The organism is Stenotrophomonas sp. YIM B13575 (assembly GCF_042787595.1).
Taxonomy (GTDB): Bacteria; Pseudomonadota; Gammaproteobacteria; order Xanthomonadales; family Xanthomonadaceae; genus Stenotrophomonas; species Stenotrophomonas lactitubi_B.
Genome location: NZ_JBHZOP010000013.1, coordinates 1 through 20,841 on the forward strand (window position 1 = coordinate 1; position 20,841 = coordinate 20,841).

General features: G+C 67.2%; 26 protein-coding genes. 6 read left to right on the top strand and 20 right to left on the bottom strand.

All coding sequences use genetic code 11. The features are described 5' to 3' along the window. Positions 1-78 precede the first annotated feature (78 nt). From ptsP to ACFX4F_RS03365, 13 genes are all read right to left on the bottom strand, one after another. On the bottom strand, positions 79-1,848 hold the full coding sequence (ptsP, locus tag ACFX4F_RS03305; RefSeq protein ID WP_099819260.1) for a phosphoenolpyruvate--protein phosphotransferase: 1,770 nt from the start codon (positions 1,846-1,848) through the stop codon (positions 79-81). Between the two features lie 2 nt (positions 1,849-1,850). Next, positions 1,851-2,120, bottom strand: coding sequence for an HPr family phosphocarrier protein (locus tag ACFX4F_RS03310; RefSeq protein WP_025874024.1), 270 nt, complete (start codon positions 2,118-2,120; stop codon positions 1,851-1,853). Then, a complete protein-coding gene (locus ACFX4F_RS03315; RefSeq protein WP_099819261.1) occupies positions 2,113-2,505 on the bottom strand; it encodes a PTS sugar transporter subunit IIA in 393 nt (130 codons plus the stop codon). The genes ACFX4F_RS03310 and ACFX4F_RS03315 overlap by 8 nt, the downstream gene beginning before the upstream one ends. Positions 2,506-2,905: 400 nt before the next feature. Then, entirely contained in the window at positions 2,906-3,790 is an 885-nt protein-coding gene (rapZ, locus tag ACFX4F_RS03320) for an RNase adapter RapZ (protein ID WP_165787244.1), read from the bottom strand. Between the two features lie 27 nt (positions 3,791-3,817). Beyond that, on the bottom strand, positions 3,818-4,768 hold the full coding sequence (hprK, locus tag ACFX4F_RS03325; protein WP_004147299.1) for an HPr(Ser) kinase/phosphatase: 951 nt from the start codon (positions 4,766-4,768) through the stop codon (positions 3,818-3,820). Beyond that, the gene (locus ACFX4F_RS03330; protein ID WP_032977285.1) at positions 4,765-5,217 is read right to left on the bottom strand and encodes a PTS sugar transporter subunit IIA; all 453 of its coding nucleotides are present in this window, start codon (positions 5,215-5,217) and stop codon (positions 4,765-4,767) included. Before ACFX4F_RS03330 ends, hprK begins: the two co-directional genes overlap by 4 nt. 21 nt (positions 5,218-5,238) lie before the next feature. Beyond that, a complete protein-coding gene (gene hpf / locus ACFX4F_RS03335; RefSeq protein WP_004147311.1) occupies positions 5,239-5,556 on the bottom strand; it encodes a ribosome hibernation-promoting factor, HPF/YfiA family in 318 nt (105 codons plus the stop codon). Between the two features lie 58 nt (positions 5,557-5,614). After that, on the bottom strand, positions 5,615-7,054 hold the full coding sequence (locus ACFX4F_RS03340) for an RNA polymerase factor sigma-54 (protein ID WP_099819262.1): 1,440 nt from the start codon (positions 7,052-7,054) through the stop codon (positions 5,615-5,617). 40 nt (positions 7,055-7,094) lie between these two features. Then, on the bottom strand, positions 7,095-7,814 hold the full coding sequence (lptB, locus tag ACFX4F_RS03345) for an LPS export ABC transporter ATP-binding protein (protein WP_025874019.1): 720 nt from the start codon (positions 7,812-7,814) through the stop codon (positions 7,095-7,097). Then, positions 7,814-8,344, bottom strand: coding sequence for a lipopolysaccharide transport periplasmic protein LptA (gene lptA / locus ACFX4F_RS03350; RefSeq protein WP_099819263.1), 531 nt, complete (start codon positions 8,342-8,344; stop codon positions 7,814-7,816). The genes lptB and lptA overlap by 1 nt, the downstream gene beginning before the upstream one ends. 105 nt (positions 8,345-8,449) lie before the next feature. After that, positions 8,450-9,025 carry an LPS export ABC transporter periplasmic protein LptC gene (gene lptC / locus ACFX4F_RS03355; RefSeq protein WP_089239303.1) on the bottom strand — a complete coding sequence of 192 codons (576 nt, stop codon included), beginning with the start codon at positions 9,023-9,025 and terminating at the stop codon, positions 8,450-8,452. After that, positions 9,022-9,570, bottom strand: a complete 549-nt coding sequence (locus ACFX4F_RS03360) for an HAD family hydrolase (RefSeq protein WP_099819264.1) — start codon at positions 9,568-9,570, stop codon at positions 9,022-9,024. The genes lptC and ACFX4F_RS03360 overlap by 4 nt, the downstream gene beginning before the upstream one ends. A 66-nt stretch (positions 9,571-9,636) precedes the next feature. Next, complete coding sequence (locus tag ACFX4F_RS03365; protein WP_093817547.1) at positions 9,637-10,638, bottom strand: KpsF/GutQ family sugar-phosphate isomerase; 1,002 nt, start codon at positions 10,636-10,638, stop codon at positions 9,637-9,639. A 54-nt stretch (positions 10,639-10,692) separates the two neighbouring features. On the opposite strand from ACFX4F_RS03365, the gene ACFX4F_RS03370 reads away from it, so the two are divergent. The 3 genes from ACFX4F_RS03370 to ACFX4F_RS03380 are packed head-to-tail and all read left to right on the top strand — an operon-like array spanning position 10,693 to position 12,530. After that, complete coding sequence (locus ACFX4F_RS03370) at positions 10,693-10,923, top strand: BolA family protein (protein ID WP_089239309.1); 231 nt, start codon at positions 10,693-10,695, stop codon at positions 10,921-10,923. Between the two features lie 21 nt (positions 10,924-10,944). Beyond that, positions 10,945-12,219, top strand: a complete 1,275-nt coding sequence (murA, locus tag ACFX4F_RS03375) for a UDP-N-acetylglucosamine 1-carboxyvinyltransferase (protein ID WP_099819265.1) — start codon at positions 10,945-10,947, stop codon at positions 12,217-12,219. Then, complete coding sequence (locus ACFX4F_RS03380; protein ID WP_099819266.1) at positions 12,216-12,530, top strand: hypothetical protein; 315 nt, start codon at positions 12,216-12,218, stop codon at positions 12,528-12,530. Before murA ends, ACFX4F_RS03380 begins: the two co-directional genes overlap by 4 nt. Positions 12,531-12,641: 111 nt before the next feature. On the opposite strand, the gene ACFX4F_RS03385 is transcribed toward ACFX4F_RS03380, so the two are convergent. The 7 genes from ACFX4F_RS03385 to purM all read right to left on the bottom strand — a co-directional run bounded on the left by ACFX4F_RS03385 (position 12,642) and on the right by purM (position 17,550). Continuing rightward, positions 12,642-13,325: a DUF3108 domain-containing protein gene (locus tag ACFX4F_RS03385; protein ID WP_099819267.1), complete on the bottom strand. Its 684-nt coding sequence runs from the start codon at positions 13,323-13,325 to the stop codon at positions 12,642-12,644. Between the two features lie 2 nt (positions 13,326-13,327). Next, complete coding sequence (locus ACFX4F_RS03390) at positions 13,328-14,125, bottom strand: DUF3108 domain-containing protein (protein WP_099819268.1); 798 nt, start codon at positions 14,123-14,125, stop codon at positions 13,328-13,330. A 68-nt stretch (positions 14,126-14,193) separates the two neighbouring features. Next, on the bottom strand, positions 14,194-14,850 hold the full coding sequence (purN, locus tag ACFX4F_RS03395; RefSeq protein WP_099819269.1) for a phosphoribosylglycinamide formyltransferase: 657 nt from the start codon (positions 14,848-14,850) through the stop codon (positions 14,194-14,196). Beyond that, a complete protein-coding gene (locus ACFX4F_RS03400; protein ID WP_380652289.1) occupies positions 14,847-15,458 on the bottom strand; it encodes a DUF2238 domain-containing protein in 612 nt (203 codons plus the stop codon). Before ACFX4F_RS03400 ends, purN begins: the two co-directional genes overlap by 4 nt. A 94-nt stretch (positions 15,459-15,552) precedes the next feature. Then, a complete protein-coding gene (locus ACFX4F_RS03405) occupies positions 15,553-15,975 on the bottom strand; it encodes a hypothetical protein (RefSeq protein ID WP_099819271.1) in 423 nt (140 codons plus the stop codon). Beyond that, the gene (locus ACFX4F_RS03410; protein ID WP_099819272.1) at positions 15,972-16,469 is read right to left on the bottom strand and encodes a hypothetical protein; all 498 of its coding nucleotides are present in this window, start codon (positions 16,467-16,469) and stop codon (positions 15,972-15,974) included. The genes ACFX4F_RS03405 and ACFX4F_RS03410 overlap by 4 nt, the downstream gene beginning before the upstream one ends. A gap of 22 nt (positions 16,470-16,491) precedes the next feature. Beyond that, on the bottom strand, positions 16,492-17,550 hold the full coding sequence (gene purM / locus ACFX4F_RS03415) for a phosphoribosylformylglycinamidine cyclo-ligase (protein WP_099819273.1): 1,059 nt from the start codon (positions 17,548-17,550) through the stop codon (positions 16,492-16,494). Between the two features lie 112 nt (positions 17,551-17,662). On the opposite strand from purM, the gene ACFX4F_RS03420 reads away from it, so the two are divergent. The 3 genes from ACFX4F_RS03420 to hda are packed head-to-tail and all read left to right on the top strand — an operon-like array spanning position 17,663 to position 20,666. After that, positions 17,663-18,790, top strand: coding sequence for a DUF2066 domain-containing protein (locus ACFX4F_RS03420; protein ID WP_243379943.1), 1,128 nt, complete (start codon positions 17,663-17,665; stop codon positions 18,788-18,790). Beyond that, positions 18,787-19,959: an AI-2E family transporter gene (locus tag ACFX4F_RS03425; protein ID WP_380652286.1), complete on the top strand. Its 1,173-nt coding sequence runs from the start codon at positions 18,787-18,789 to the stop codon at positions 19,957-19,959. Before ACFX4F_RS03420 ends, ACFX4F_RS03425 begins: the two co-directional genes overlap by 4 nt. Continuing rightward, on the top strand, positions 19,959-20,666 hold the full coding sequence (gene hda, locus ACFX4F_RS03430; RefSeq protein WP_380652292.1) for a DnaA regulatory inactivator Hda: 708 nt from the start codon (positions 19,959-19,961) through the stop codon (positions 20,664-20,666). The genes ACFX4F_RS03425 and hda overlap by 1 nt, the downstream gene beginning before the upstream one ends. The last annotated feature ends 175 nt before the right edge of the window (positions 20,667-20,841 follow it).

Genomic DNA, 20,841 nt, shown 5'->3' on the forward strand with positions numbered 1-20,841 from the left:
CGGGCATGGCCCGGCGCTACCAAGGGTGGCACGCGGCGGTAGCGCCGGGCCATGCCCGGCGAGCGCGTAGCGCGGGAATCAGGACGCGTCCGCCACCAACGCCAGCCAACGCTCGATGCCGCGGCGGTCACGCATGCCCAGCAGCTTCGGTGCGCGGGCGCGCAGGGCACCGAGGTCGGCATCACGGACAGCCCGGCGTACTTCCAGCAAGGTGCCCGGGTGCAGGCTGAATTCGGTCAGGCCGAGCGCCAGCAGCAGCGGGGTCATCCGTGCGTCGCCGGCGATCTCGCCGCAGACCGCCACCGGAATGCGATGGCGCGCGCCGGTCTCGATCACCATCTGCAGCAGCCGCAGCACGGCCGGGTGCAGCGGCGAATACAGTTCGCCCAGTGCTTCGTTGTTGCGGTCGGCGGCCAGCAGGTACTGCACCAGATCGTTGGTGCCGATCGACAGGAAGTCGACCAGGTCGATGAAACTCTCCAGTGCCAGCGCGGCGGCGGGCACTTCGATCATCGCGCCCAGTGGCACGTGCTCGGCCACCATGTGGCCCTCGGCGCGCAGCTGCTCGCCGAGTTTCTGCATGCGCCGGCGTACCGCCAGCAGTTCATCGCGGGTGCTGACCATGGGCACCAGCACGCGCAGCTTGCCGTAGGCCGAGGCACGCAGGATCGCGCGCATCTGGGTGTCGGCCACCTTGGGCCGGGCCAGTGACAGTCGCACGCCACGCAGGCCCAGCGCCGGGTTTTCCTCGTTGCTCAGGGTCAGGCCGGTGCGGTCGGCCTTGTCTGCACCCAGATCCAAGGTGCGGATGGTCACCGGGCGGCCACTCATGCCCAATGCCGCATCGCGGTAGGTCTGGAACTGTTCTTCTTCGTCCGGCAGTTCGTTGCGCTGCAGGAACAGGAATTCGGTGCGGTACAGGCCCAGGCCGTGGGCGCCCAGCGCATGCGCCTGGGTCACATCCTCCAGCGATTCGGCATTGGCCAGCAGGGCGATGTCGACCTGGTCGCGGGTACGGCTGGGCTTGCTGCGCAGGCGGCCGAGCTCGCGCTGCTCGCGCGCGTGCTCCTTCAGGCGTGCGCGGTAGTCACGCAGGTTGTCGGCCTGCGGGTTGACGGTGATGCTGCCGTCGGCGCCATCGATGATCAACACGTCGCCGTCGATCACCTTGCTCAGCAGCTGCGGCACGCTGACGATCAACGGCAGGTGCAGGCTGCGGGCGAGGATCGCACTGTGCGAAAGCGCGCTGCCCGCGCTGGTGACGATGCCGACGACACCGTGCGACTGCAGCTGGGCCAGCTCGGAAGGGGCGATGTTGTCGCAGACCAGGATTTCACCGGCCAGGCCTTTCACCGCTGCGGGCCGCTCGGGCTGCAGGAAGGCATGGATGCGCCCGATCACATGGTCGAGGTCGTCCATGCGGCTCTTCAGGTAGGCATCGTCCATGCCATCGAAGACTTTGGCCAGGCGGTCGCGCTGCAGGCGCAATGCGTAGCCGGCGCTGTAGGGGCCACTGCGGATCAGTTCGTCCAGGCCGAACAGCAGTTCGGGATCGTCCAGCAGCAGTGCATGCAGGTCGAGGAATTCACCCACTTCCTGGTTCAGCGCACCATGCAGGCGCTGGCGCAGCTCGTGCATTTCCGTGCGTGCCGCGTCGACGGCGCGGTGCAGGCGCGCCAGCTCCGCTTCAACTTGGGAAGGGGTGACGCGTTGTTCGGCTACTTCCAGTGCATGCGGCAGGCGCACGCGGGCGCGGCCCATCGCCGTACCTCGGGCGGCGCCGTGTCCGGCCAGCAGCTGTACCGGCCGTTGGCCGGTGGGGGCTTGGCCGGCGCGCGCGCGCGGCACGCTCAGTTGTCCTCGTCGAAGCGACGCTCGAACAGGTCGACCACCGCGTCCATCGCGGCCACTTCGTCTTCGCCGTTGATGCGGATGGTGACCGGCGTGCCTTGCCCAGCCGCCAGCAGCATCACGCCCATGATGCTCTTGGCGTTGATCTCACGGCCTTTGGCGGCCATGGTCACGTTGCAGCGGAACGGCGCCAGGGTCTGCACCAGCTTGGCGGTGGCCCGGGCATGCAGGCCCAGGCGGTTGCTCACAGTGAGTTCTCGTTCAAGCATCGTCGACTATCGCTCCATTACGGGTGCCCGCCGCCGCAGTGGCAGGCAGTTGATCCAGTCCCTGTTCCGGATAATTCATCACCCGCAGCAACATCGGCAGGCTCAGCGCCGACACCCGGCGAACCGGGGTCCCCAACCGGGCCAGCTGCCCGGCAAGGTTGGCGGGGCTGGCGCCGTACAGGTCGGTCAGGATCAGCACGCCCTCACCCCCATCGACCCGCCGCAGAGCGGCCGAGGCGAGCGGGAGCAGAGCATCCAGGTCTGCGTCGAACGGTACTTCGAAAGCTTCGGTTTTCAACGGCAACTGCCGCAGAAGCCGGGTCGCCACCTCAAGCAGGGCGATCCCGACCCCAGGATGTGTTACGAGGAGAATGCCACAGGTCATTACTGCACGTTAACAGGTCAAGGTGAATTGGCGATAGCAGCAGGAGAGGGGCACTGTGTCCCGTATTCAGTGTTGCTCGGGTCGGAGCCCTTTTTCGTTGAAAAAGGATCCGACCGCATCCGTTTTTCGATGCCTGACAGGGATGCATCCACGCATGGCGTGGAGCTACCGTGTCGACCAAGGTCGACACCTACCAACAGCAGCAAAAATCCGTCGGAGGTGGGGTGGTATGGGGCTGCAGGACCGTTGGCGCCATGGATGGCGCCATCGAGCCCCCAAGGAAGGGTTTACGGTGTGTCCTGCAGGCCCACACCGCCCCGCATCCCACGAAATGCAGGCGCTTGCCGTTGACGTTGCCGTGGTTTCTGCGGGTGCCGGGCGCAGCCCGGCCGACCACCCCTCAATCCTGTTCGCGGTGATAGGTCGCCACGTCTTCCCAGCCCTTCTCACGTGCATGGCGCGCCAGGCGTTCGGCCAGGAATACCGAGCGGTGCTTGCCACCCGTACAACCGAAGGCCACCGTCACATAGCTGCGGGTGCCATCCCCCAGCTTCGGCAGCCACGTATCCAGGAAATCCATCAGCTGCGCCAGGTAGCGCTGCACATCCGGCTGCGCTTCCAGGTAATCGCGCACGCCCGGTTCGCGACCGCTCAGCGCCCGCAGTTCCGGATCCCAGTGCGGGTTGGGCAGCACGCGCGCGTCGAACACGAAGTCGGCCTCGGCCGGCACGCCACGCTTGTAGGCAAACGATTCGAACAGCAGCGACAGGCGGGTGGCATGGCCCATCGCGAATTCGGTGATGATCCGGCGGCGCAGCTGATGCACGTTCAACGCGCTGGTATCGATCACCGCATCGGCTTCGCGGCGCAGCGGTGCGATCAGTTCGCGCTCGCGGGCGATCGCTTCCGGCAGCGACAGACCGAGCTGGCTCAGCGGGTGCCGGCGACGGGTGTCGGCATAGCGCTTGAGCACCGTTTCATCGCTGGCCTCGAAAAACAGCACCTTGGCGTCCACCCCGGCATCGGTGGCCAGCTGCCGCCAGTTGGACAGCTGGGTCAGGTCGCTCTGCCCGCGCACATCGATGCCCACCGCCAGCCGGCGTACTGCCGCACCGTCGTGATGGCTCAGGACATTGCGCACGAAATCCGGCAGCAGCTGGATCGGCAGGTTGTCCGAGCAGTAATAGTCCTGGTCCTCGAAGGTCTTCAGGGCGACGGATTTACCCGAGCCGGACAGGCCACTGACGATGATCAGGGTCGGGGCGGTGGGAATGACGGTGCTCATGGACGGGCTCTTCGAAGGACAGGGGGGTCAGGGCGTTCGCCGTTCCAGCAGGTTGCTGTGGCGGGCGATGAACATCGCCGCCGGGTCGATACCCTTGGTACGCAGAATGTGCAGGCGGGTGGCCGCCTCGGTCAGAACGGCCAGGTTGCGGCCGGGCATCACCGGCAGGGTGATCAGCGGCACGTCCAGGTCCAGCACGTGGCGCGTACCCGAGTCGCCGGTCAGGCGCTCGTAACCATGGGGGGTGGGCTCGGTCATCGGCTTGGTCAGGTGGACGATCAGCCGAAGGTACTTGTTCTTCTTTACAGCGGTGTCGCCGAACATCTCGCGCACGTTGAGCACACCCAGGCCGCGCACTTCCAGCAGGTCCTGCAGAAGCTCCGGGCAGGTGCCATCGAGCACGTCCGGGGCGATCTGGGTGAACTCGGGGGCGTCGTCGGCCACCAGGCGGTGACCGCGGCTGAGCAGCTCCAGGGCCAGTTCGCTCTTGCCGGATCCGGCTTCACCGGTGATCAGCACGCCGATGGAGTAGATCTCCATGAACACGCCGTGCAGGATCACCCGCGGCGCCAGCGTACGCGCCAGGTGGTAGGACAGGTGGTTGAGCAGCTCGTGGCCGCGCTTGGGCGAGAGCCACAGCGGCGTGCCGGATTCATCGGCGGCCGCGCGCAGGTCTTCCGGGCAGGGCTGGTTGCGGGTCAGCACCAGCGCCAGCGGATGCGACTGCATGATTTTTTCGATGGTCTCCCAGCGCTGGCGTGGTTCCAGCGCGTCCAGCCAGGACAGTTCCTCGGTACCGAGGATCTGCACCTTGTTGGGATAGATCGCATTGAGATAGCCGGCCAGCGAAGGGCGCCGCGAGACCGTGTTGCCGGCCTCCAGCTCGCGCTTCTCGCCGGATTTGCCCGCTGCCCAACGCAGGCCAAGCCGCTCACGCTGCTGTTCGAACAGTTCGCGGGCAGTGATGCTGGTATTCATGCGGCGCTCGCTGGTGGGGTCAGGTCCAGGGCCTGGCGCAGCTCCCGTGCATCACCGGCCTCGCGCAGCGCCTGGCGGATGCAGGGCGCGGAAAACAGCTCGGCCAGCTCGGACAGCAGCATCAGGTGTTGATGGGTGTAGTGGGCGGGAACGGCCATGGCGAACACCAGGTCCACCGGCTCGTCGCCACCGAAATCGACCGGAGTCTGCAGGCGCAGCAGCGCGCCACGGGGTCGATCCAGGGTCGGCGCACGACCATGCGGGATGGCGATGCCGTAGCCGATCGCGGTACTGCCCAACGCTTCGCGCTGGCACAGGTTGAGATAGATCTGTTCGGCATTGGCCTGGCGGCAGGCCAGCAATCCGGCCGCGGCCTGCAGGACGCTGTCGCGGTCGGTGGCCGTGCAGAGCTGGGTCTGCACGGCCGCCAGGAGGTCAGTCAGGGGCATGTCTGCGGGGAGCGGTGGCGATCAGCCACCATTGTCGCCCACCGGCAGCGGTGCGTGCTGCTGTTTTTTCTCCTTGTGCTTGATCACCAGGCGGTCAAGCTTGTCCGCCAGCAGGTCGATCGCGGCATACATGGTCTGCGCATTGGCTTCAGCGTGCAGGGTCTGACCCGGAATATTGAGGCTGGCATCGACGTGGTGCTCGGTCTTCTGCAGCTTGAGGGTCACCCGCGCTTCGCAGTGCTGGTCGAAGTGTTTGCCGATCCGGGCCAGCTTCTCCTCCACATAGGACTGCAGGGCCGGGGTGACTTCGACATCTTTGCCAAACGTTTCGATGCGCATCGGGTTTCTCCTTTGATCGGATGTGCCAATGAACCTCTCCGCCGGGCGCGGCGGCGCGTCAAACGATTCTGACTCTTTCGTGCGAGGCGGAGATGTTCATGGCCTCACGATACTTCGCCACGGTGCGCCGCGCTACTGGGATTCCCGATGTTTTGAGCAGGTCAGCCAGCTTGGCGTCAGAAAGCGGCTTGCGTGGGTTCTCGTCATCGATCAGGCGCCGGATCATGGCCTGGATGGCGGTGCTGGACGCTTCGCCACCGCCGTCGGTGTCGATGCCCGAGGCGAAGAAGGCACGCAGCGGCAGGGTGCCGCGTGGCGTACGCACATGCTTGCGGGCGATCGCGCGCGACACGGTGGATTCGTGCAGGCCCAGTTCGCCGGCGATCTCGCGCAGGGTCAGCGGGCGCAGAGCCTGTTCGCCGAATTCAAGGAAGCCCGCCTGCTGCTGGATCAGGCTGCGCACCACCCGCAGCAGCGTCTCGCCACGCGCCTGCAGGCCCTTCAGCAGCCAGCGCGCTTCCTGCAATTGGCCGCGCAGATAACCGGCATCGGCGTCACCGCAGCGACGGATCATCTGCTCGTACCCGCGGTGGATCACCAGCCTGGGGCCGGCATGGGCGGCCAGCGCGGCGCGCCAGATGCCGTTCTGCCGCCACACGACCACGTCCGGCACCACGTAGGTGTCCTGGGCGAGCGGAGCGATCTGCGTGCCGGGGCGAGGGTCCAGCGAGCGCAGCAGGGCCACGGCGGTCTCGACCTCGGCCAACGGCTGCTTCAGCTGCTGGGCCAGGCCGGTCACGCCGCTGCGCGGCAGCTGTTCCAGTGGGCCTGCGGCGACCTGCCGGGCCAGGGCCAGGCACGGGGTGTCGGCAGGCAGCACGTCCAGCTGCAGCTGCAGGCATTCGCCGAGGCTGCGTGCAGCCACGCCAACGGGGTCGAAGCGCTGGATCTGGTGCAGCACGGTCAGGATTTCGTCTTCACCGGCATGGATCGCCGGCAGCAGCGCTTCGGCGATGGCCGAGAGCGGCTCGCGCAGATAGCCATCGTCTTCCAGCGAATCGATCAGCGCGGCGCCGATGCTGCGGTCGCGGTTGGACAGGTGGGTCAGGTGCAGCTGCCACAGCAGGTGGTCGGCCAGGGTTTCGGTTTCGGCGACGCGTTCGGCAGCACTGCCGTTGTCGTCGTCATCATCGAAACTTCCGCCGCTGCCGCCACTGCTCCAGTCCAGCTCGGCGGGCGCCCAGTCGTCGCCACTGCTTTCAGCATTGTCGGGCGGGGCGTCATTGTCTGCGCCCGCGTCGTCGCTGCTGGCCTCCTTGTCGACACCGGCGCCTTCGTCGTTGCTGTCGGACCAGTCCAGCAGCGGATTGCTCTCCACTGCCTGGGCGATTTCCAGCTCCAGCTCGGTCGTGGACATCTGCAGCAGCTTGATCGCCTGCTGCAGCTGGGGCGTAAGCACCAGCTGCTGTCCCAACGATGTCTGCAGCCGAGTCTTCATGCCTGTGCCGAACGGAAGGGAGAGGGCCCGGCGGCCGCGGTTACAGCTTGAAGGAATCCCCAAGGTAGACGCGGCGCACGTCGGCGTTGTCCAGGATCGCCTCGGGCGAGCCCTGGGCCAGTACGGTGCCCTCTGCGAGGATATACGCGCGGTCGCAGATTCCCAAGGTCTCGCGCACGTTGTGGTCGGTGATCAGCACACCGATGCCGCGCTGCTTGAGATGGGTGACGATGCGCTGGATTTCGCCGACCGAGATCGGGTCCACACCGGCGAAGGGTTCGTCGAGCAGGATCAGCCGCGGCTTCGCCGCCAGCGCACGCGCGATCTCGCAACGACGGCGCTCACCACCGGACAGGCTGGCGCCCAGCTGTTCGGACACGTGCCCCAGCTGCAGTTCGTCGAGCAGGCTGTTCAGTTCGCGCTCGCGGCCAGCCGAATCCAGGTCCTCGCGCAGTTCCAGCACCAGGCGCAGGTTGTCTGCCACGGTCAGCTTGCGGAACACCGACGGTTCCTGCGGCAGGTAACCCACACCCTGCTTGGCGCGGGTATACATCGGGTCGCCGGTGATGTCCTTGCCGTCCAGCACGATGCTGCCGGCATCGGCACCGACCAGGCCGACGATCATGTAGAAGCAGGTGGTCTTGCCGGCACCGTTGGGACCCAGCAGGCCAACCACTTCGCCGGCGTCCAGGGTCAGCCCGAAGTCCTTGACGACTTCGCGCTGCTTGTAGCGTTTGCGCAGGCCAGTTGCGACGAGCATTACTTCTTGCCTCCCGCCGGCGCCGCAGCCGGGGCGGCCGCAGGCGTCTTGTTCTTCGGCGGAATCACGGTGCGCACGCGGCTGCCGTCGCCGCCGGAGTTCATCTCACCGCTGCGGGTGTTGTAGACCATGCGCTGGCCGGCATTGGTGCCGCGCGCGCTGGTGACCTTGTAGTTGCCGGTCAGGGTGATGATCTCGGTGGTGATGTCGTAGTCGATCCGGTCGGCCACCGCATCCATCCAGCTGCCATCGTCGAGCTGCTGCTTCATCTTGGCCTGCTTGCCGGTGAACACCGCACGCACGGCTTCGCCGCCCTTGAGGTAGATCTCGGCCTCGGACGAACGCAGGTCCAGCGTGCCCTGGGTGATGATCACGCCGCCCGACAGCACGGTCTTGCCGTCACCGGTGAGGGTGCCGGACTGCGCGCCGGAATCAATGTTCATCGCTTCATTGCGGTCGGTCGACTTGGCAAAGGCGACAGCGGGGACAAGAAGACTGAGTGCGAGCACGGCTGCAAAGGGAATCTTCATCGGGGTCCGTTCTACCGGTGGTGGCCCTCCGGCGGGACCGGGGGCTGCGGGTGGGGGCTGCCTGCTTCGCGCCTGTCGGGAAGACGTCGCGGGCGGGCGGCGGAATCAGCGCTTGGGCGTGTAACGGCCCTTGGACTGGCTGAGGAAATGATACGTGTTGTTCTTCGAATCCACCTCGAACCCGACGCCGGACTGCTCCATGCCCGGCCGGGTCATGGTCACCAGGGCATCGGTGCGGGCGCGGTTGTCCTTCGGGAACACGTCCAGGTGGTCGGTGCGGAAGGTGGTCGGGACCACGCCGGGATCGGCCGGGCTGTCGCCGGCGACGTTGCCGCGCAGCTTCATCTCGTCACCCTTGGCACTGAGCCAGCCGGTCTCGGCGCGCAGCGTCCAGTGCTTGCCGTCCTTGTCGGGCATTTCGAACAGCGGGGTGGTGATGTTGAGCGTCTGGTCGCCACGCTGGCGTTCCAGCAGGGGCGCGCGCAGGGTGGTCGATTCCTTGCCGTGTTCGTCCAGGGCGACGATCTGGAAGTCGTGCAGGATGTAGTCCACACCGGCGTCCTGGCCTTCAACGACAGGTGCCTTTTCACGGTTGCGCAGTGCGGCCCAGCTGCTCAGCAGGGCCGCCAGCAGCAGGCCCACGCCGAGGATCATCCGCCAGTTCAAGGTGGGGGCATTCATGCGCCGAACCTCGCCAGCACGGCATCCAGGCGGCCCTGCGCGGCCAGCAGCACATCGCACAGCTCGCGCGCGGCACCACGGCCGCCGTCGGCGCGGGTGATCCAGTGCACGCGCTCGGCGATCCACGGATGCGCATTGGCCGGGGCCACGGCCAGGCCGACCGCGCCCAGCGGCGCCAGGTCCGGCAGGTCGTCACCCATGAAGGCCACCTGCTCCAGGCCGATGCCGTGCTGCGCGCACAGCGCCTGCACGCTGGCCAGCTTGTCGCCGACGGCGATCTGGGTGTCGATGCCCAGGTCGGCGCCGCGCTTGAGCGCGGACTGGCTGTTGCGCGCGGTGATCAGCACGGGGTGGATACCGTGCTGCTGCAGCAGTTTCAGGCCCAGGCCATCCTGCACGAAGTACGCCTTGCTCTCGTTGCCATCCTTGTCGTAGTACAGCCGACCGTCGGTGAGGGTGCCGTCCACGTCGAAACAGGCCAGGCGGATACCGGCCGCAGTGGCATGCAGGTGGGCGGGGAAGGCGGGCAGGGGGGACCAGGGCATCAGGGCATCGGACTCGGTGGTTGCGGGCTCGTTGGTACAGACTGAATGGGGTCTACGGACTGTCGGTTAAACCACCCGGGCCCGCAACAGGTCATGAATGTTCAGGGCGCCGACCGCGCGACCCTGGCTGTCGACCACGATCAGACCGGTGATCTTGTGGGTTTCCATCAGCCGCGCAGCCTCCACCGCCAGCTTGTCGGCGCTGATGGTGCGCGGTTGCCGGGTCATCACATCGGCAATCTTCGCGGTGCGCACGTCCAGGTCGGTATCCAGCGCGCGGCGCAGGTCGCCGTCGGTGAACAGGCCGATCAGCACGCCCTGGTCGTCGACCACGGCGGTCATGCCCAGGCGCTTGCGGCTCATCTCCATCAGCGCCTCGCTGAGGCTGGCGCCGACATCGACCTTGGGCAGGTCCTCGCCGGTGTGCATGACGTCGGTGATGTGCAGCAGCAATCGGCGGCCGAGGCTGCCGGCCGGGTGCGAGCGGGCGAAATCGTCGGCGGTGAAGCCGCGCGCGTCCAGCAGGGCCACTGCCAGGGCGTCGCCCATCGCCAGCGAGGCGGTGGTGCTGGAGGTGGGCGCCAGCGCCAGCGGGCAGGCTTCGGCCGGCACGCTCACATCCAGGTGGAAATCGGCGGCGCTGGCCAGGCTCGACTGCGGCCGGCCGGTCATGGCGATCAGCACATTGCCCTGGCGCTTGAGCACCGGCAGCAGCATCAGCAGCTCATCCGATTCACCCGAATAGGACAGGGCCAGCACCACGTCGTCCTCGGTGATCATACCCAGGTCGCCGTGGCCGGCCTCGCCCGGGTGCACGTAGAACGCCGGGGTGCCGGTGGAGGCCAGGGTGGCGGCGATCTTGCGCGCGACATGGCCGGACTTGCCCATGCCGGTGGCGACCACCCGGCCGCGGCTGCCCAGGATCGCCCGGCAGGCCTGCTGGAAGGCGTCGCCGAGGCGGTCGGCCACGGCGTCCAGCGCCTGCCGTTCGATCTCGAACACGCGCCGGCCACTGGCGACCAGGGCAGCAGGGTCGGCGGAACGGGGGGGCAACAGGGATTCGGCCATGCGGACGCCACGCAGCGGAAGTAGAATGGACGCACATTTTATTAGGAAAGCCCGTTGGACGCCGACACCATCCGCAATCTGATCGAAACCGGCCTGCCCGGCGCCCGCGCCGACGTGCAGGGTGACGATGGCGTGCATTTCGAAGCGACCGTGGTCAGCGAGGCCTTTGCCGGCAAGATGCCGCTGGCCCGCCACCGGATGGTGTATGCCACTCTGGGCGACCTGATGGGCGGCGCGATCCACGCGCTCGCATTGAAAACCGTGACCCCGGCCGAAGCCGGCTGAACCGCAGAAGATCCCCAATACATGGCCAAGATCGTTGTGACCGGCGGCGCTGCGCTGCACGGTGAAGTAAGCATCTCCGGCGCCAAGAACGCCGTCCTCCCCATCCTGTGTGCGACCCTGCTGGCCGACGCGCCGGTGGAGATCACCAACGTGCCGCATCTGCATGACGTGGTGACCACGGTGAAGCTGCTGGGCGAACTGGGCGCGAAAGTGACCATCGACCAGGGCACGCTGTCGCGCGGCAGCGCGATCGTGGTCGACCCGCGTCCGGTCAACCAGCATGTGGCGCCGTATGAGCTGGTCAGGACCATGCGCGCCTCGATCCTGGTGCTGGGCCCGCTGCTGGCCCGCTTCGGCGCGGCCGAAGTGTCGCTGCCCGGCGGCTGCGCGATCGGCTCGCGCCCGGTCGACCAGCACATCAAGGGCCTGCAGGCACTGGGTGCCGAGATCGTGGTCGAGAACGGCTTCATCAAGGCCACCGCCAAGCGCCTGAAGGGGGGTCACTTCACCTTCGACATGGTCAGCGTGACCGGTACCGAGAACGTGCTGATGGCTGCCGTACTGGCCGAAGGCACCACCATCCTCGACAACGCGGCGATGGAACCGGAAGTCACCGATCTGGCGCACTGCCTGATCGCACTCGGCGCGAAGATCGAAGGCCTGGGCACCGCCCGCCTGGTCATCGAAGGTGTCGAGCGCCTGTCCGGTGGCCGCCATGAAGTGCTGCCCGACCGCATTGAAACCGGCACCTTCCTGGTGGCCGCCGCGATGACCGGTGGCAAGGTCACCGTCAACCGCGCCCGCCCGAACACCATGGACGCGGTGCTGGCCAAGCTGGTGGAAGCCGGCGCGACCATCGAGACCAGCGAAGACAGCATCACCCTGGACATGCACGGCAAGCGGCCGAAGGCGGTCAACCTGACCACCGCGCCGTACCCGGCGTTCCCGACCGACATGCAGGCGCAGTTCATGGCGCTCAACTGCGTGGCCGATGGCGTGGGCGTGATCAACGAAACGATCTTCGAGAACCGTTTCATGCACGTCAACGAACTGCTGCGCCTCGGCGCGGACGTGCAGGTGGAAGGCCACACCGCGATCGTGCGCGGTCACGAACGCCTGAGCGGTGCGCCGGTGATGGCGACCGACCTGCGCGCATCGGCATCGCTGATCCTGGCCGGCCTGATGGCCGATGGCGATACCACCATCGATCGCATCTACCACCTTGATCGCGGCTACGAGAACATCGAAGAGAAGCTGTCTTCGCTCGGCGCCACCATCCGGCGCGTGGCCGCATGATCCTGCGCGGCAAGTTCAGCCGTCGCCGCAAGGCGCTCCTGGTGCTGGTGCTGATCGTGCTGGCGTGGCTGGGCTACGCCTGGTACGCCAACATCGCCATCACCAAGGGCATCGAGCAGAAGGACATGGACTGGAATGGCGACGGCACGGTGACCCGTGACGAGATCATCCAGTCGTTCTATGCGGTGGCGGTGAACGACAGCCAGGACGGCAACCGCCATTGCCGCACCTTCGTGCGCCGATCGACGGGCGAGCAGATCCGGGTGGACTGCCGCACCGAGTTCGCGCCGGCGGAAACGCCGAAGAAATAAAAAAACGCCCGCGGAAGCGGGCGTTTTTTTGGGACATTCATCCACGCATGGCGTGGATCTACTGGGACGTGAAGTAGATCCACGCCATGCGTGGATGACGCGGATCGCCGGTCAGTTCATCGCCTTGATGGTCAGGTCCAGCGCGTCACGACCGCTTTCACGCTGCAGCATGCGCGCCGGCACCGGGAACTCCGGCACGATCCAGGCGATCAGCTCCTTGTTGCCGTCGGTGCGCGAGACCTTGGTGGCCTCGTAGCTCTTGCCGCCCACGGTCACCGATTCCTTGCCCACCACGCGGTAGGTCATGTTCTTGACCCGGCCTTCGTCGACCATGCGATAGGTCAGCGGCTTGCCGGCAGCCAGGTCGCGGGCAATGGCCAGGTTGATCAGCAGGGCGTCCATATCGCCGGCCTTCAGGGCGATCGGTCCGGCGCGGTCCGGCTTGATGTCGCCGGTCCAGGTGGCCTGGTTGCTGGTCCAGTTGTAGTTGGCCTGCACATTGCGCTTCTTCACCAGCAACGCCGAGCGGTCCTGGCTGCTGAGCGGGCGCAGCTGCCCGCGCACCTCCTCGAACACGGTGGTCTGGCTCAGGTCGGCCAGCTGGTTCTTGACCTGCAGGCTGTAGCGCCACTTGTTGCTGCCTTCGCTGGTCAGGGTCATGCTGCCGTTGGCCTGCATGCCCATGTAGCTGGCCAGGTAGTCGGCCTTGAACGGCTGCAGGGCCATGGCCGGCAGGCTGGCCACCGAAAATGCGGCAGCAGCGATCCAGGTCAGGGGGCGGGTCAGGGTGTTCATGCTCAGACTCCTTGGTATTCGATCAGGCGCAGATCGACGCGATCTTCGCCGTCTTCGCGTTGCAGGATGCGCACCGGGGTGGGGACACCGTTGGCGATCCAGAGAATGGTTTCGTTGTTGCCGCCGTTGGTCCGATAGACCCGCAGCGCGTTGTAGGACAGGTCGCCGACCTCGACGTTCTCGGTCTGTGGCGCGGCCTGGTAATCGTGCTGGCGCACCTTGCCCATGTCGACGTAGCGATAGTGCATGGCCGCGCCAGGGCGGGCATCGCGCATGATCGCCAGGTTCATCAGCAGGGCGCTCTGATCGCCGGCCTGCAGCGGAATCGGCTGTGCGCGCTTCTTTTCCACGTCGCCACTCCACTGCGCGGTGCCGGCCTGCCAGTTGTAGGTGCCGACGGCCTTCTTGCCGAGGAACAGGCCCTTGCGCACCGTGCTCTGGCTGAGCGGCGCGTACACGCCATTGCGCTCCTCGAACACGGTGCTCTGCTCGATGTTCAGGCCGAGCACGCTGGCAAAGCCGCGGCGGCCGACCACCTGCATGTCCACCCGCCACTGGCTGCCGCCGGTGTGGGTGACCTGCATGGTCGCGTCGCCCGCTTCCTTGCTCTTGTAGAAGGCCTGGTAGGTCGCGCTGAACGGCTGCAGCGGCGGCGGCTCCCAGGCCAGCGCCGGCAGCACCGGCGGCGCCACCTCGGCAGGTGCCGGCGCAGCAGGCGCTGTTGCCTGGCCCCAGCCCGCACAGGCGAGGACGGCAAGCGGCAGCAGCAGGGTTGTACGCAGCAGGGTCGTGGTCTTCATGGCCGACAGGAACCGCAGGAGGGGAGCAGGATGCCAGCCCCGCAGTCAGCGGGGCGTGTGCACGGGCGTTACCGGTTCAGGTTCCCGGCGGAATCTAGAGCCAAGGGGCTAAACAGGGGGTGACCGTCGAATGTCGGCTGGCCTTCCCGTTCAGCCAGGCGGCCTGCACACAGCAGTTCCAGGGTGGCGATCAGCAGCGGATGCTCCACCGCGAGCACGCGTTCGGCCAGGGTCTGCGCGTCATCGCCGGCAAGCACCGGAACCCGGGCCTGCGCCAGCACCGCGCCGGCATCCAGTTCCGGCACCACCAGGTGCACGCTGGCGCCGTGCTCGCTATCGCCGGCCTCAAGCGCCCGTGCATGGGTGTGCAGGCCCTTGTGCAGCGGCAGCAGCGAGGGATGGATATTGACCAGGCGGCCATTGAACCGCTGTACGAAATCGGCACCGAGGATGCGCATGTAGCCGGCACAGACGATCCAGTCCGGGGCGGATGCAGCCAGCGCATCACCCAGCGCCTGCTCGTAGGCGGCGCGATCGCTGAACTCCTTCGGCGCATGCGCCCAGCGTCGATCCGCTGCCACCCGCTCCAGTGCGGTCGCATCGGGACGGTCGGAGAACACGCCGACAACCTCGGCCTGCAGCCGCCCCGCAGCGATGGCATCAACAATGGCCTGCAGGTTGCTGCCGCGTCCGGAGGCCAGCACGGCGATTCGGCAGATGCTCATCGTCCCGCGCTCCGGCGCACCAACGGCCACAGCAGCAGGCTGCCCACAGTCGCCAGCAGCATGTCCGCGTGCGCGTCCCACATGTCGCCCTGCTGGCCGTTGTAGGCCTCGGCCGCTTCCGGCGACAGGGCAAGGGCGATGCCCCATTCCAGCCACTCATACACCAGGCTGGAACACATCACCGCCATCACCGCCAGGGTAAAGGCCTGGCCGATCCGCAGTGCAGGCCAGGACTGTCGCGCCAACTGCAGCAACGCCGGGGTGAAGCAGACGCCATAGAGAAAGTGGATCAGGCGATCAAAGTGGTTGCGCTGCCAGCCAAAGGCGGCATCCGGCGACCATCCCAGCAGCGACTGCAGCCAAGCGTCATAGGGCACGTTGGAATACAGCCAGCGCGCGGCCACGCAGTGGATGGCGATGAAGCCGCAGATCGCGATGAAGGCACCGTTGCCCAGCTGCCAGCGCCGGTCCACCCACCACAGGGCGAGCAGGCCGATCACGGTCAGCGAGCTGTGCAGGGTCTGCTCGAGCGGCCACAGCGGATGGATCCAGGTTGCTGCGAATATGCCCAGCACCGCGGCCAACGCGACCTTTTTCGGTCCTGACAGGGAGTGGGTGGCGCGGTTGCTGGCGAGCGAGGGGACAGCGGGCGTGGACATGTCGGAGCAATCAGCAGAAGGGACGGAACATGCGCCTGCCAGCTCAGACGCTGACGTGGTCGCCGCGGTCGAACAGTGCGGCGATCTCCGGCTTGCGCAGGAAATACACCGCGTAGGCGGTCAGCGCCATGCCCAGCGGGCCGGCCATCACCGCGGCCCAGGCCGCGCCGCGACACCAGGCCAGATTGCTGCGCTGGCCAAGCAGCCGCGCGGTGCGCAGCTGCAGGACGCCCAGCCCGATGGCCAGCAGCGACACCGCGCCGTACACCGTCGCCAGCACCGCACCGTCATCCATGCCGCGTTCGAAGGCGACGATGCCGACAAAACCGAGGAACACCAGCGCAGCCAGCCAATGGAAGCCTGCCAGTGCATAGAACAGGATCTTCAGGTTGTGCAGGTGGCTGGCGGTCTGCAGGTCCGCCAGGGTCTGCCGTGGCAGCGGCGGTGGGTTCAGTCCATCGTTCATGCCATACCCGCCTGGCCAGCGAAGGCGGCCTTCACCTGCGGGCGCAGCAGCACGACCAGGGTGAACACGCCGAGGATGGTGCCGATGGGGGTGAACAGGCACGACAGCCCGGCCACGATCATGCACAACAGGTAGCGGCGCTGCTGCGACAGGCAGCGGCCGGCATAGGCGACAAAGCCTGCGAGGGTCAGCCCGCCGAGCACGATGCAGACGCCCATCACGGTGAACAGCCAGCCGACGAACTGCTGTTCTTCCGGCGAAGACGGTTCACCGCCGGACTTCATCGGCAGCGAGCCGGACAGCATGGCGATGCCCAGCACGATGTGCAGGATGAAGATCAGCGAGAACACCGCCATCAGGCCGGCGACCACGTAGTGGCCGATCGCCAGCTGGCGCAGCTGGGTGGCGTCCTGCGGGCCGAACACCGGCACGGCCGGGTTCGGCGGCAGCACCGGCGGGGCCGGCGGCGTCGACAAGGGAGGAGGTGCGTCCATGCGGGTTCCTTTGTCCGGTGGATCAGGCGATGTGGACGCGTTCGCCGCCCTGGGCGCTGACCACCTGGCCGATCGTCCAGTGCTCCAGGCCCTGCGCCTTGACCGCAGCGGACACGGCCTCCAGCTGGTCCGGGACGACGATCAGCACGAAGCCGATGCCGCAGTTGAAGGTCCGCCACATTTCACTGTCGGCCACCGCGCCTTCCTTCTGCAGCCACTGGAACACCGGCGGCAGGGTCCACGACGAGGCCTGGATGTCCAGGCCGAGGCCCTCGGGCACCACGCGGATGATGTTCTCGGTCAGGCCGCCGCCGGTGATGTGGGCCATGCCATGGATGGCATCGCCGTGCGACTTCAGCAGCGACAGGATCGGCTTGACGTACAGGCGGGTGGGGGCCATCAGCGCATCGACCAGCTTGACCCCGCCTTCCAGCTCCAGCTCGGCCGGGCGGCCGGCGCGGTCGTAGATGCGACGGACCAGCGAGTAACCGTTGGAGTGCGGGCCGGACGAGGCGATGCCGATCAGCACGTCGCCTTCGGCGACATGGGCGCCGTCCTTCAGCTCGCTCTTTTCGACGGCAGCAACGGTGAAGCCGGCCAGGTCGTACTCACCCGGCGCGTACATGTCGGGCATTTCAGCGGTTTCGCCGCCGATCAGCGCGCAGCCGGCCTCGGTGCAGCCATTGGCGATGCCGCCCACCACCGCGGCGGCGGTATCGATGTCCAGCTTGCCGGTGGCGAAGTAGTCCAGGAAGAACAGCGGCTCGGCGCCCTGTACCAGCACGTCGTTCACGCACATGGCGACCAGGTCGATGCCGATCGTATCGTGGCGGTTCAGCTGGTGGGCCAGCTTAAGCTTGGTGCCCACGCCGTCGGTGCCCGACACCAGCACCGGCTCGCGGTACTTGTTGGACAGGTCGAACAGGGCGCCGAAGCCACCCAGGCCGCCCATCACCTCCGGACGGAAGCTGCGCTTGACCAGGGGCTTGATCCGCTCGACCAGCTCGTTGCCGGCGTCGATGTCGACACCCGCGTCACGGTAGGTGAGGGGAGAAGGGGCGGAAGACGGGCTGTTGGTCACGGGCGTCGGCGCTGGCAGGGGTTGAATCGCCGATTTTAACAGGCCGCATTGGCGCAAAGGCCGTATTCGGGCAACAATTCCCCCCGGATACGTCGAGCCAATGGATGTCCTGATGCGCCGCAGCCTGTTTTTGACCCTGCTCCTTGCGCTGTGCCTGCCGGTGGCCACGATGGCCCAGAGCGGCATGCGAACCGAGGGGGATGTTGCCACTGCCAGTGGTGCGTACGAGGCCGAAGTGCCCGTCAACAGCCAAGCCGAGGCTGACCGCAACGGTGCACTTGCCCGCGCGTTGAGCGTGGTACTGGGCAAATTGTCCGGTGATCGCAGCGTCATGTCCCGCCCCGGCGTGGTCCAGGCGTTGCGCAATGCCAAGGACTACGTGGCCAGCTACGACTACAAGCAGGACCAGAGCGTGGGCGCCAGTGGTGCGCCAAGCTTCCGTACCCTGCTGGTCGCGCGCTTCCGCGAGGATGACGTGGACGGGTTGGTGTCGGCCCTGGGCCTGCCGCTGTGGCCGCAGCCACGACCGAAGCCGGTGCTGTGGCTGGCCGTCGATGACGGCAGCGGTCCGCGCCTGGTCAGCGTGCAGCAGGCCAATGCCGCGCGGCCGCTGCTGAGCCGGGCCATCGAGCGCGGCTACAAGCTCGGCCTGCCCAGTGGTGGTGCCGCCGAGCAGGCCCTGGCCGGTGCCATCTGGCGCCAGGACAGCGCCGCGGTCGCCCGGGCCTCGTCGCGCTACTCGCCGCCGATGCAGCTGATCGGCAAGCTCTACCGCGCCAATGGCGGCTGGCAGGCGGACTGGGTGTTCGTCGACAACGGCCGTGAACTGAACAAGTGGACCAGCAAGGACGCCAACGCGATGCGCGCGATGGCCGCCGGTGCCGATGGCGCCGCCGACGCGCTGGTCAAGCGTTATGCCAAGGCCGGTGCGGCCACCGGCCAGGCGGGCACCTACCGCGTGGTGGTGACCGGCATCAACAGCGCCGACGAATACCTGCGCCTGGCTGCCGGCCTGCGTGAAGTGGCGGTGGTGCGCAACGTCACCCCGCTGCGCGCGACCGCCGACCATCTGGAGCTGAATCTGGAAATGACCACCGGCCTGGCCGGCTTCAACCGCATGCTCGGCGACAACGGCGTGCTGGTGCCGTCGGCGACCCTGCCGGCCCTGCCGACGCCGATCGACGACACGACCGGTGCACCGGCACCGGCGCCGGTCAGCAACGAGTACCGCCTGCGATGATCCTGTCCCCGGAAGCGGAAATCGCGCAGTTCCTGCGTCGGCTGAAGTACATCCTGCTGGCGGGCCTGATCGGCTGGATCGTCTGGCTGCTGGCACCGATCCTGACCCCGTTCGTGCTGGCGCTGGCGCTGGCTTGGCTGGGTGATCCGCTGGTGGACCGCATCGAGGCCACCGGTCGTTCGCGCATGACCGGCGTGGTGCTGGTGTTCGTGGCGATGGTGCTGGTGATCGTCGCGCTGCTGCTGGTGCTGGTGCCGATGATCGAGCGCCAGATCAGCACCCTGATCGCAGCGGCGCCGCAGGCGCAGGCCTGGCTGATGGAGAAGGGCATCCCCTGGTTCGAGCAGAAGACCGGGCTGGAAGTGATGCAGTGGATGGACCCGGACCGCCTGATCGAGTGGGTGCGCAGCCACTGGCAGCAGGCCGGCGGGTTCGCAACGACCTTCATGGGCTACGTATCGCGCTCGGGCTTCACGGTGGTCACCTGGGTGGTCAACCTGTTGCTGCTGCCGATCCTGGCGTTCTACTTCCTGCGTGACTGGGACAAGCTGGTCGAGCGCGTGGCATCGGTGATTCCGCGCAACCAGATCGGCACGATCACCTCGCTGGCGCGGGAATCCAACGAAGTGCTCGGTGCGTTCATCCGCGGGCAGTTCCTGGTGATGCTGGCGCTGGGCGTGATCTACGCCGGTGGCCTGTCGCTGGTCGGGCTCAAGCTGGGCCTGCTGATCGGCCTGATCGCCGGCCTGATCAGCTTCATTCCCTACCTGGGCGCGACCACAGGCATCCTGATGGCGATCGTGGCTGCGCTGGTACAGGCGCAGGGGTTCGACCTGAAGCTGCTGATCCTGGTCGGCGTGGTGTTCACCGTCGGCCAGCTGCTGGAGAGCTACGTGCTGACCCCGCGCATCGTCGGCGACAAGATCGGCCTGCACCCGGTGGCGGTGATCTTCGCGGTGATGGCCGGTGGCCAGCTGTTCGGCTTCCTCGGCATGCTGCTGGCACTGCCGGTGGCGGCGGTGAGCAATGTGCTGTTGCGCTATGCGCACCAGCGCTACCGGCAGAGTGAGCTGTATGCCGGCGAGAAGCCCGCGATCGTGCTTGATGGCGTGATCGATCAGCCCCATATCATCGTGCCTGGCAATGACAAGGGTCCGGAACTGAAGTGATTGGTGTGCCGCAACTTCCGCTGGCCCTGCATTACCCGCGGGACCAGCGCCTGGAGAGCTTCATCGGTGCACCGGACGGCGCGCTGGCGCAGCTGCATGCCATCGCGGTAGGGGCCAGCCACGATTGGATCTACCTGGAAGGCGCGGCCGGCACCGGCAAGACCCATCAGGCGCTGGCGATGTGTTCCAGCGCCGAGCAGGCCGGGCGCCTGCCGACGTACGTGCCGCTGGCCAGTGTGGTTGGCCGGGTGCGGGTGGCGCTGGAAGGGCTGGAGCAGCGCGAGCTGGTGGCGCTGGATGGCCTGGATGCGGTGGCGGGCAACCGCGAGGACGAAATCGCGCTGTTCGATTTCCACAACCGCGCGCGCGCTGCCGACGTGACGGTGCTGTACACCGCGCAGAAGGCGCCCGGCGAACTGGGCCTGGTGCTGCCGGACCTGCGTTCGCGCCTGGGCCAATGCGTGCGCGTGCTGCTGCAGCCGCTGGACGAGGAAGGCCGCGCGGCGGTGCTGCGCGAGCGCGCGCTGCGCCGTGGGCTGGCGATCGACGAGGCCGCCATCGAGTGGCTGCTGTCGCACACCGGCCGCGAGCTGGGTGGACTGATCACGCTGCTGGACTGGCTGGATCGCGAATCGCTGGCGGCGAAACGGCGGATCACCGTGCCGTTCCTGCGCCAGGTACTGGAAGAAGGCCGTCCTCGTTACTGAGGTTAGGGTTGGTCGGCAGGGCTGCGCCCTGCACCTGCCGAAGCCGAAGCAACGTCAACGTCAAAAGCGGGCTATCCGTGGGATGGCGGGGCGCTGTGGGTTTGCGGGGACGCCGTAAACCCATCCATGGGGGCTTGGTCGCCGCATCCATGCGGCTCACACCCCGCAAACCCAC

Excerpts from the sequence above, each read along its gene's own strand:
- ACFX4F_RS03310 (WP_025874024.1), bottom strand. The coding sequence starts at position 2,120 with ATGCTTGAACGAGAACTCACTGTGAGCAACCGCCTGGGCCTGCATGCC.
- ACFX4F_RS03315 (WP_099819261.1), bottom strand. The coding sequence starts at position 2,505 with ATGACCTGTGGCATTCTCCTCGTAACACATCCTGGGGTCGGGATCGCC.
- rapZ (WP_165787244.1), bottom strand. The coding sequence starts at position 3,790 with ATGAGCACCGTCATTCCCACCGCCCCGACCCTGATCATCGTCAGTGGC.
- hprK (WP_004147299.1), bottom strand. The coding sequence starts at position 4,768 with ATGAATACCAGCATCACTGCCCGCGAACTGTTCGAACAGCAGCGTGAG.
- ACFX4F_RS03330 (WP_032977285.1), bottom strand. The coding sequence starts at position 5,217 with ATGCCCCTGACTGACCTCCTGGCGGCCGTGCAGACCCAGCTCTGCACG.
- hpf (WP_004147311.1), bottom strand. The coding sequence starts at position 5,556 with ATGCGCATCGAAACGTTTGGCAAAGATGTCGAAGTCACCCCGGCCCTG.
- ACFX4F_RS03340 (WP_099819262.1), bottom strand. The coding sequence starts at position 7,054 with ATGAAGACTCGGCTGCAGACATCGTTGGGACAGCAGCTGGTGCTTACG.
- lptB (WP_025874019.1), bottom strand. The coding sequence starts at position 7,814 with ATGCTCGTCGCAACTGGCCTGCGCAAACGCTACAAGCAGCGCGAAGTC.
- lptA (WP_099819263.1), bottom strand. The coding sequence starts at position 8,344 with ATGAAGATTCCCTTTGCAGCCGTGCTCGCACTCAGTCTTCTTGTCCCC.
- lptC (WP_089239303.1), bottom strand. The coding sequence starts at position 9,025 with ATGAATGCCCCCACCTTGAACTGGCGGATGATCCTCGGCGTGGGCCTG.
- ACFX4F_RS03360 (WP_099819264.1), bottom strand. The coding sequence starts at position 9,570 with ATGCCCTGGTCCCCCCTGCCCGCCTTCCCCGCCCACCTGCATGCCACT.
- ACFX4F_RS03365 (WP_093817547.1), bottom strand. The coding sequence starts at position 10,638 with ATGGCCGAATCCCTGTTGCCCCCCCGTTCCGCCGACCCTGCTGCCCTG.
- murA (WP_099819265.1), top strand. The coding sequence starts at position 10,945 with ATGGCCAAGATCGTTGTGACCGGCGGCGCTGCGCTGCACGGTGAAGTA.
- ACFX4F_RS03380 (WP_099819266.1), top strand. The coding sequence starts at position 12,216 with ATGATCCTGCGCGGCAAGTTCAGCCGTCGCCGCAAGGCGCTCCTGGTG.
- ACFX4F_RS03385 (WP_099819267.1), bottom strand. The coding sequence starts at position 13,325 with ATGAACACCCTGACCCGCCCCCTGACCTGGATCGCTGCTGCCGCATTT.
- ACFX4F_RS03390 (WP_099819268.1), bottom strand. The coding sequence starts at position 14,125 with ATGAAGACCACGACCCTGCTGCGTACAACCCTGCTGCTGCCGCTTGCC.
- purN (WP_099819269.1), bottom strand. The coding sequence starts at position 14,850 with ATGAGCATCTGCCGAATCGCCGTGCTGGCCTCCGGACGCGGCAGCAAC.
- ACFX4F_RS03405 (WP_099819271.1), bottom strand. The coding sequence starts at position 15,975 with ATGAACGATGGACTGAACCCACCGCCGCTGCCACGGCAGACCCTGGCG.
- ACFX4F_RS03410 (WP_099819272.1), bottom strand. The coding sequence starts at position 16,469 with ATGGACGCACCTCCTCCCTTGTCGACGCCGCCGGCCCCGCCGGTGCTG.
- ACFX4F_RS03420 (WP_243379943.1), top strand. The coding sequence starts at position 17,663 with ATGCGCCGCAGCCTGTTTTTGACCCTGCTCCTTGCGCTGTGCCTGCCG.
- ACFX4F_RS03425 (WP_380652286.1), top strand. The coding sequence starts at position 18,787 with ATGATCCTGTCCCCGGAAGCGGAAATCGCGCAGTTCCTGCGTCGGCTG.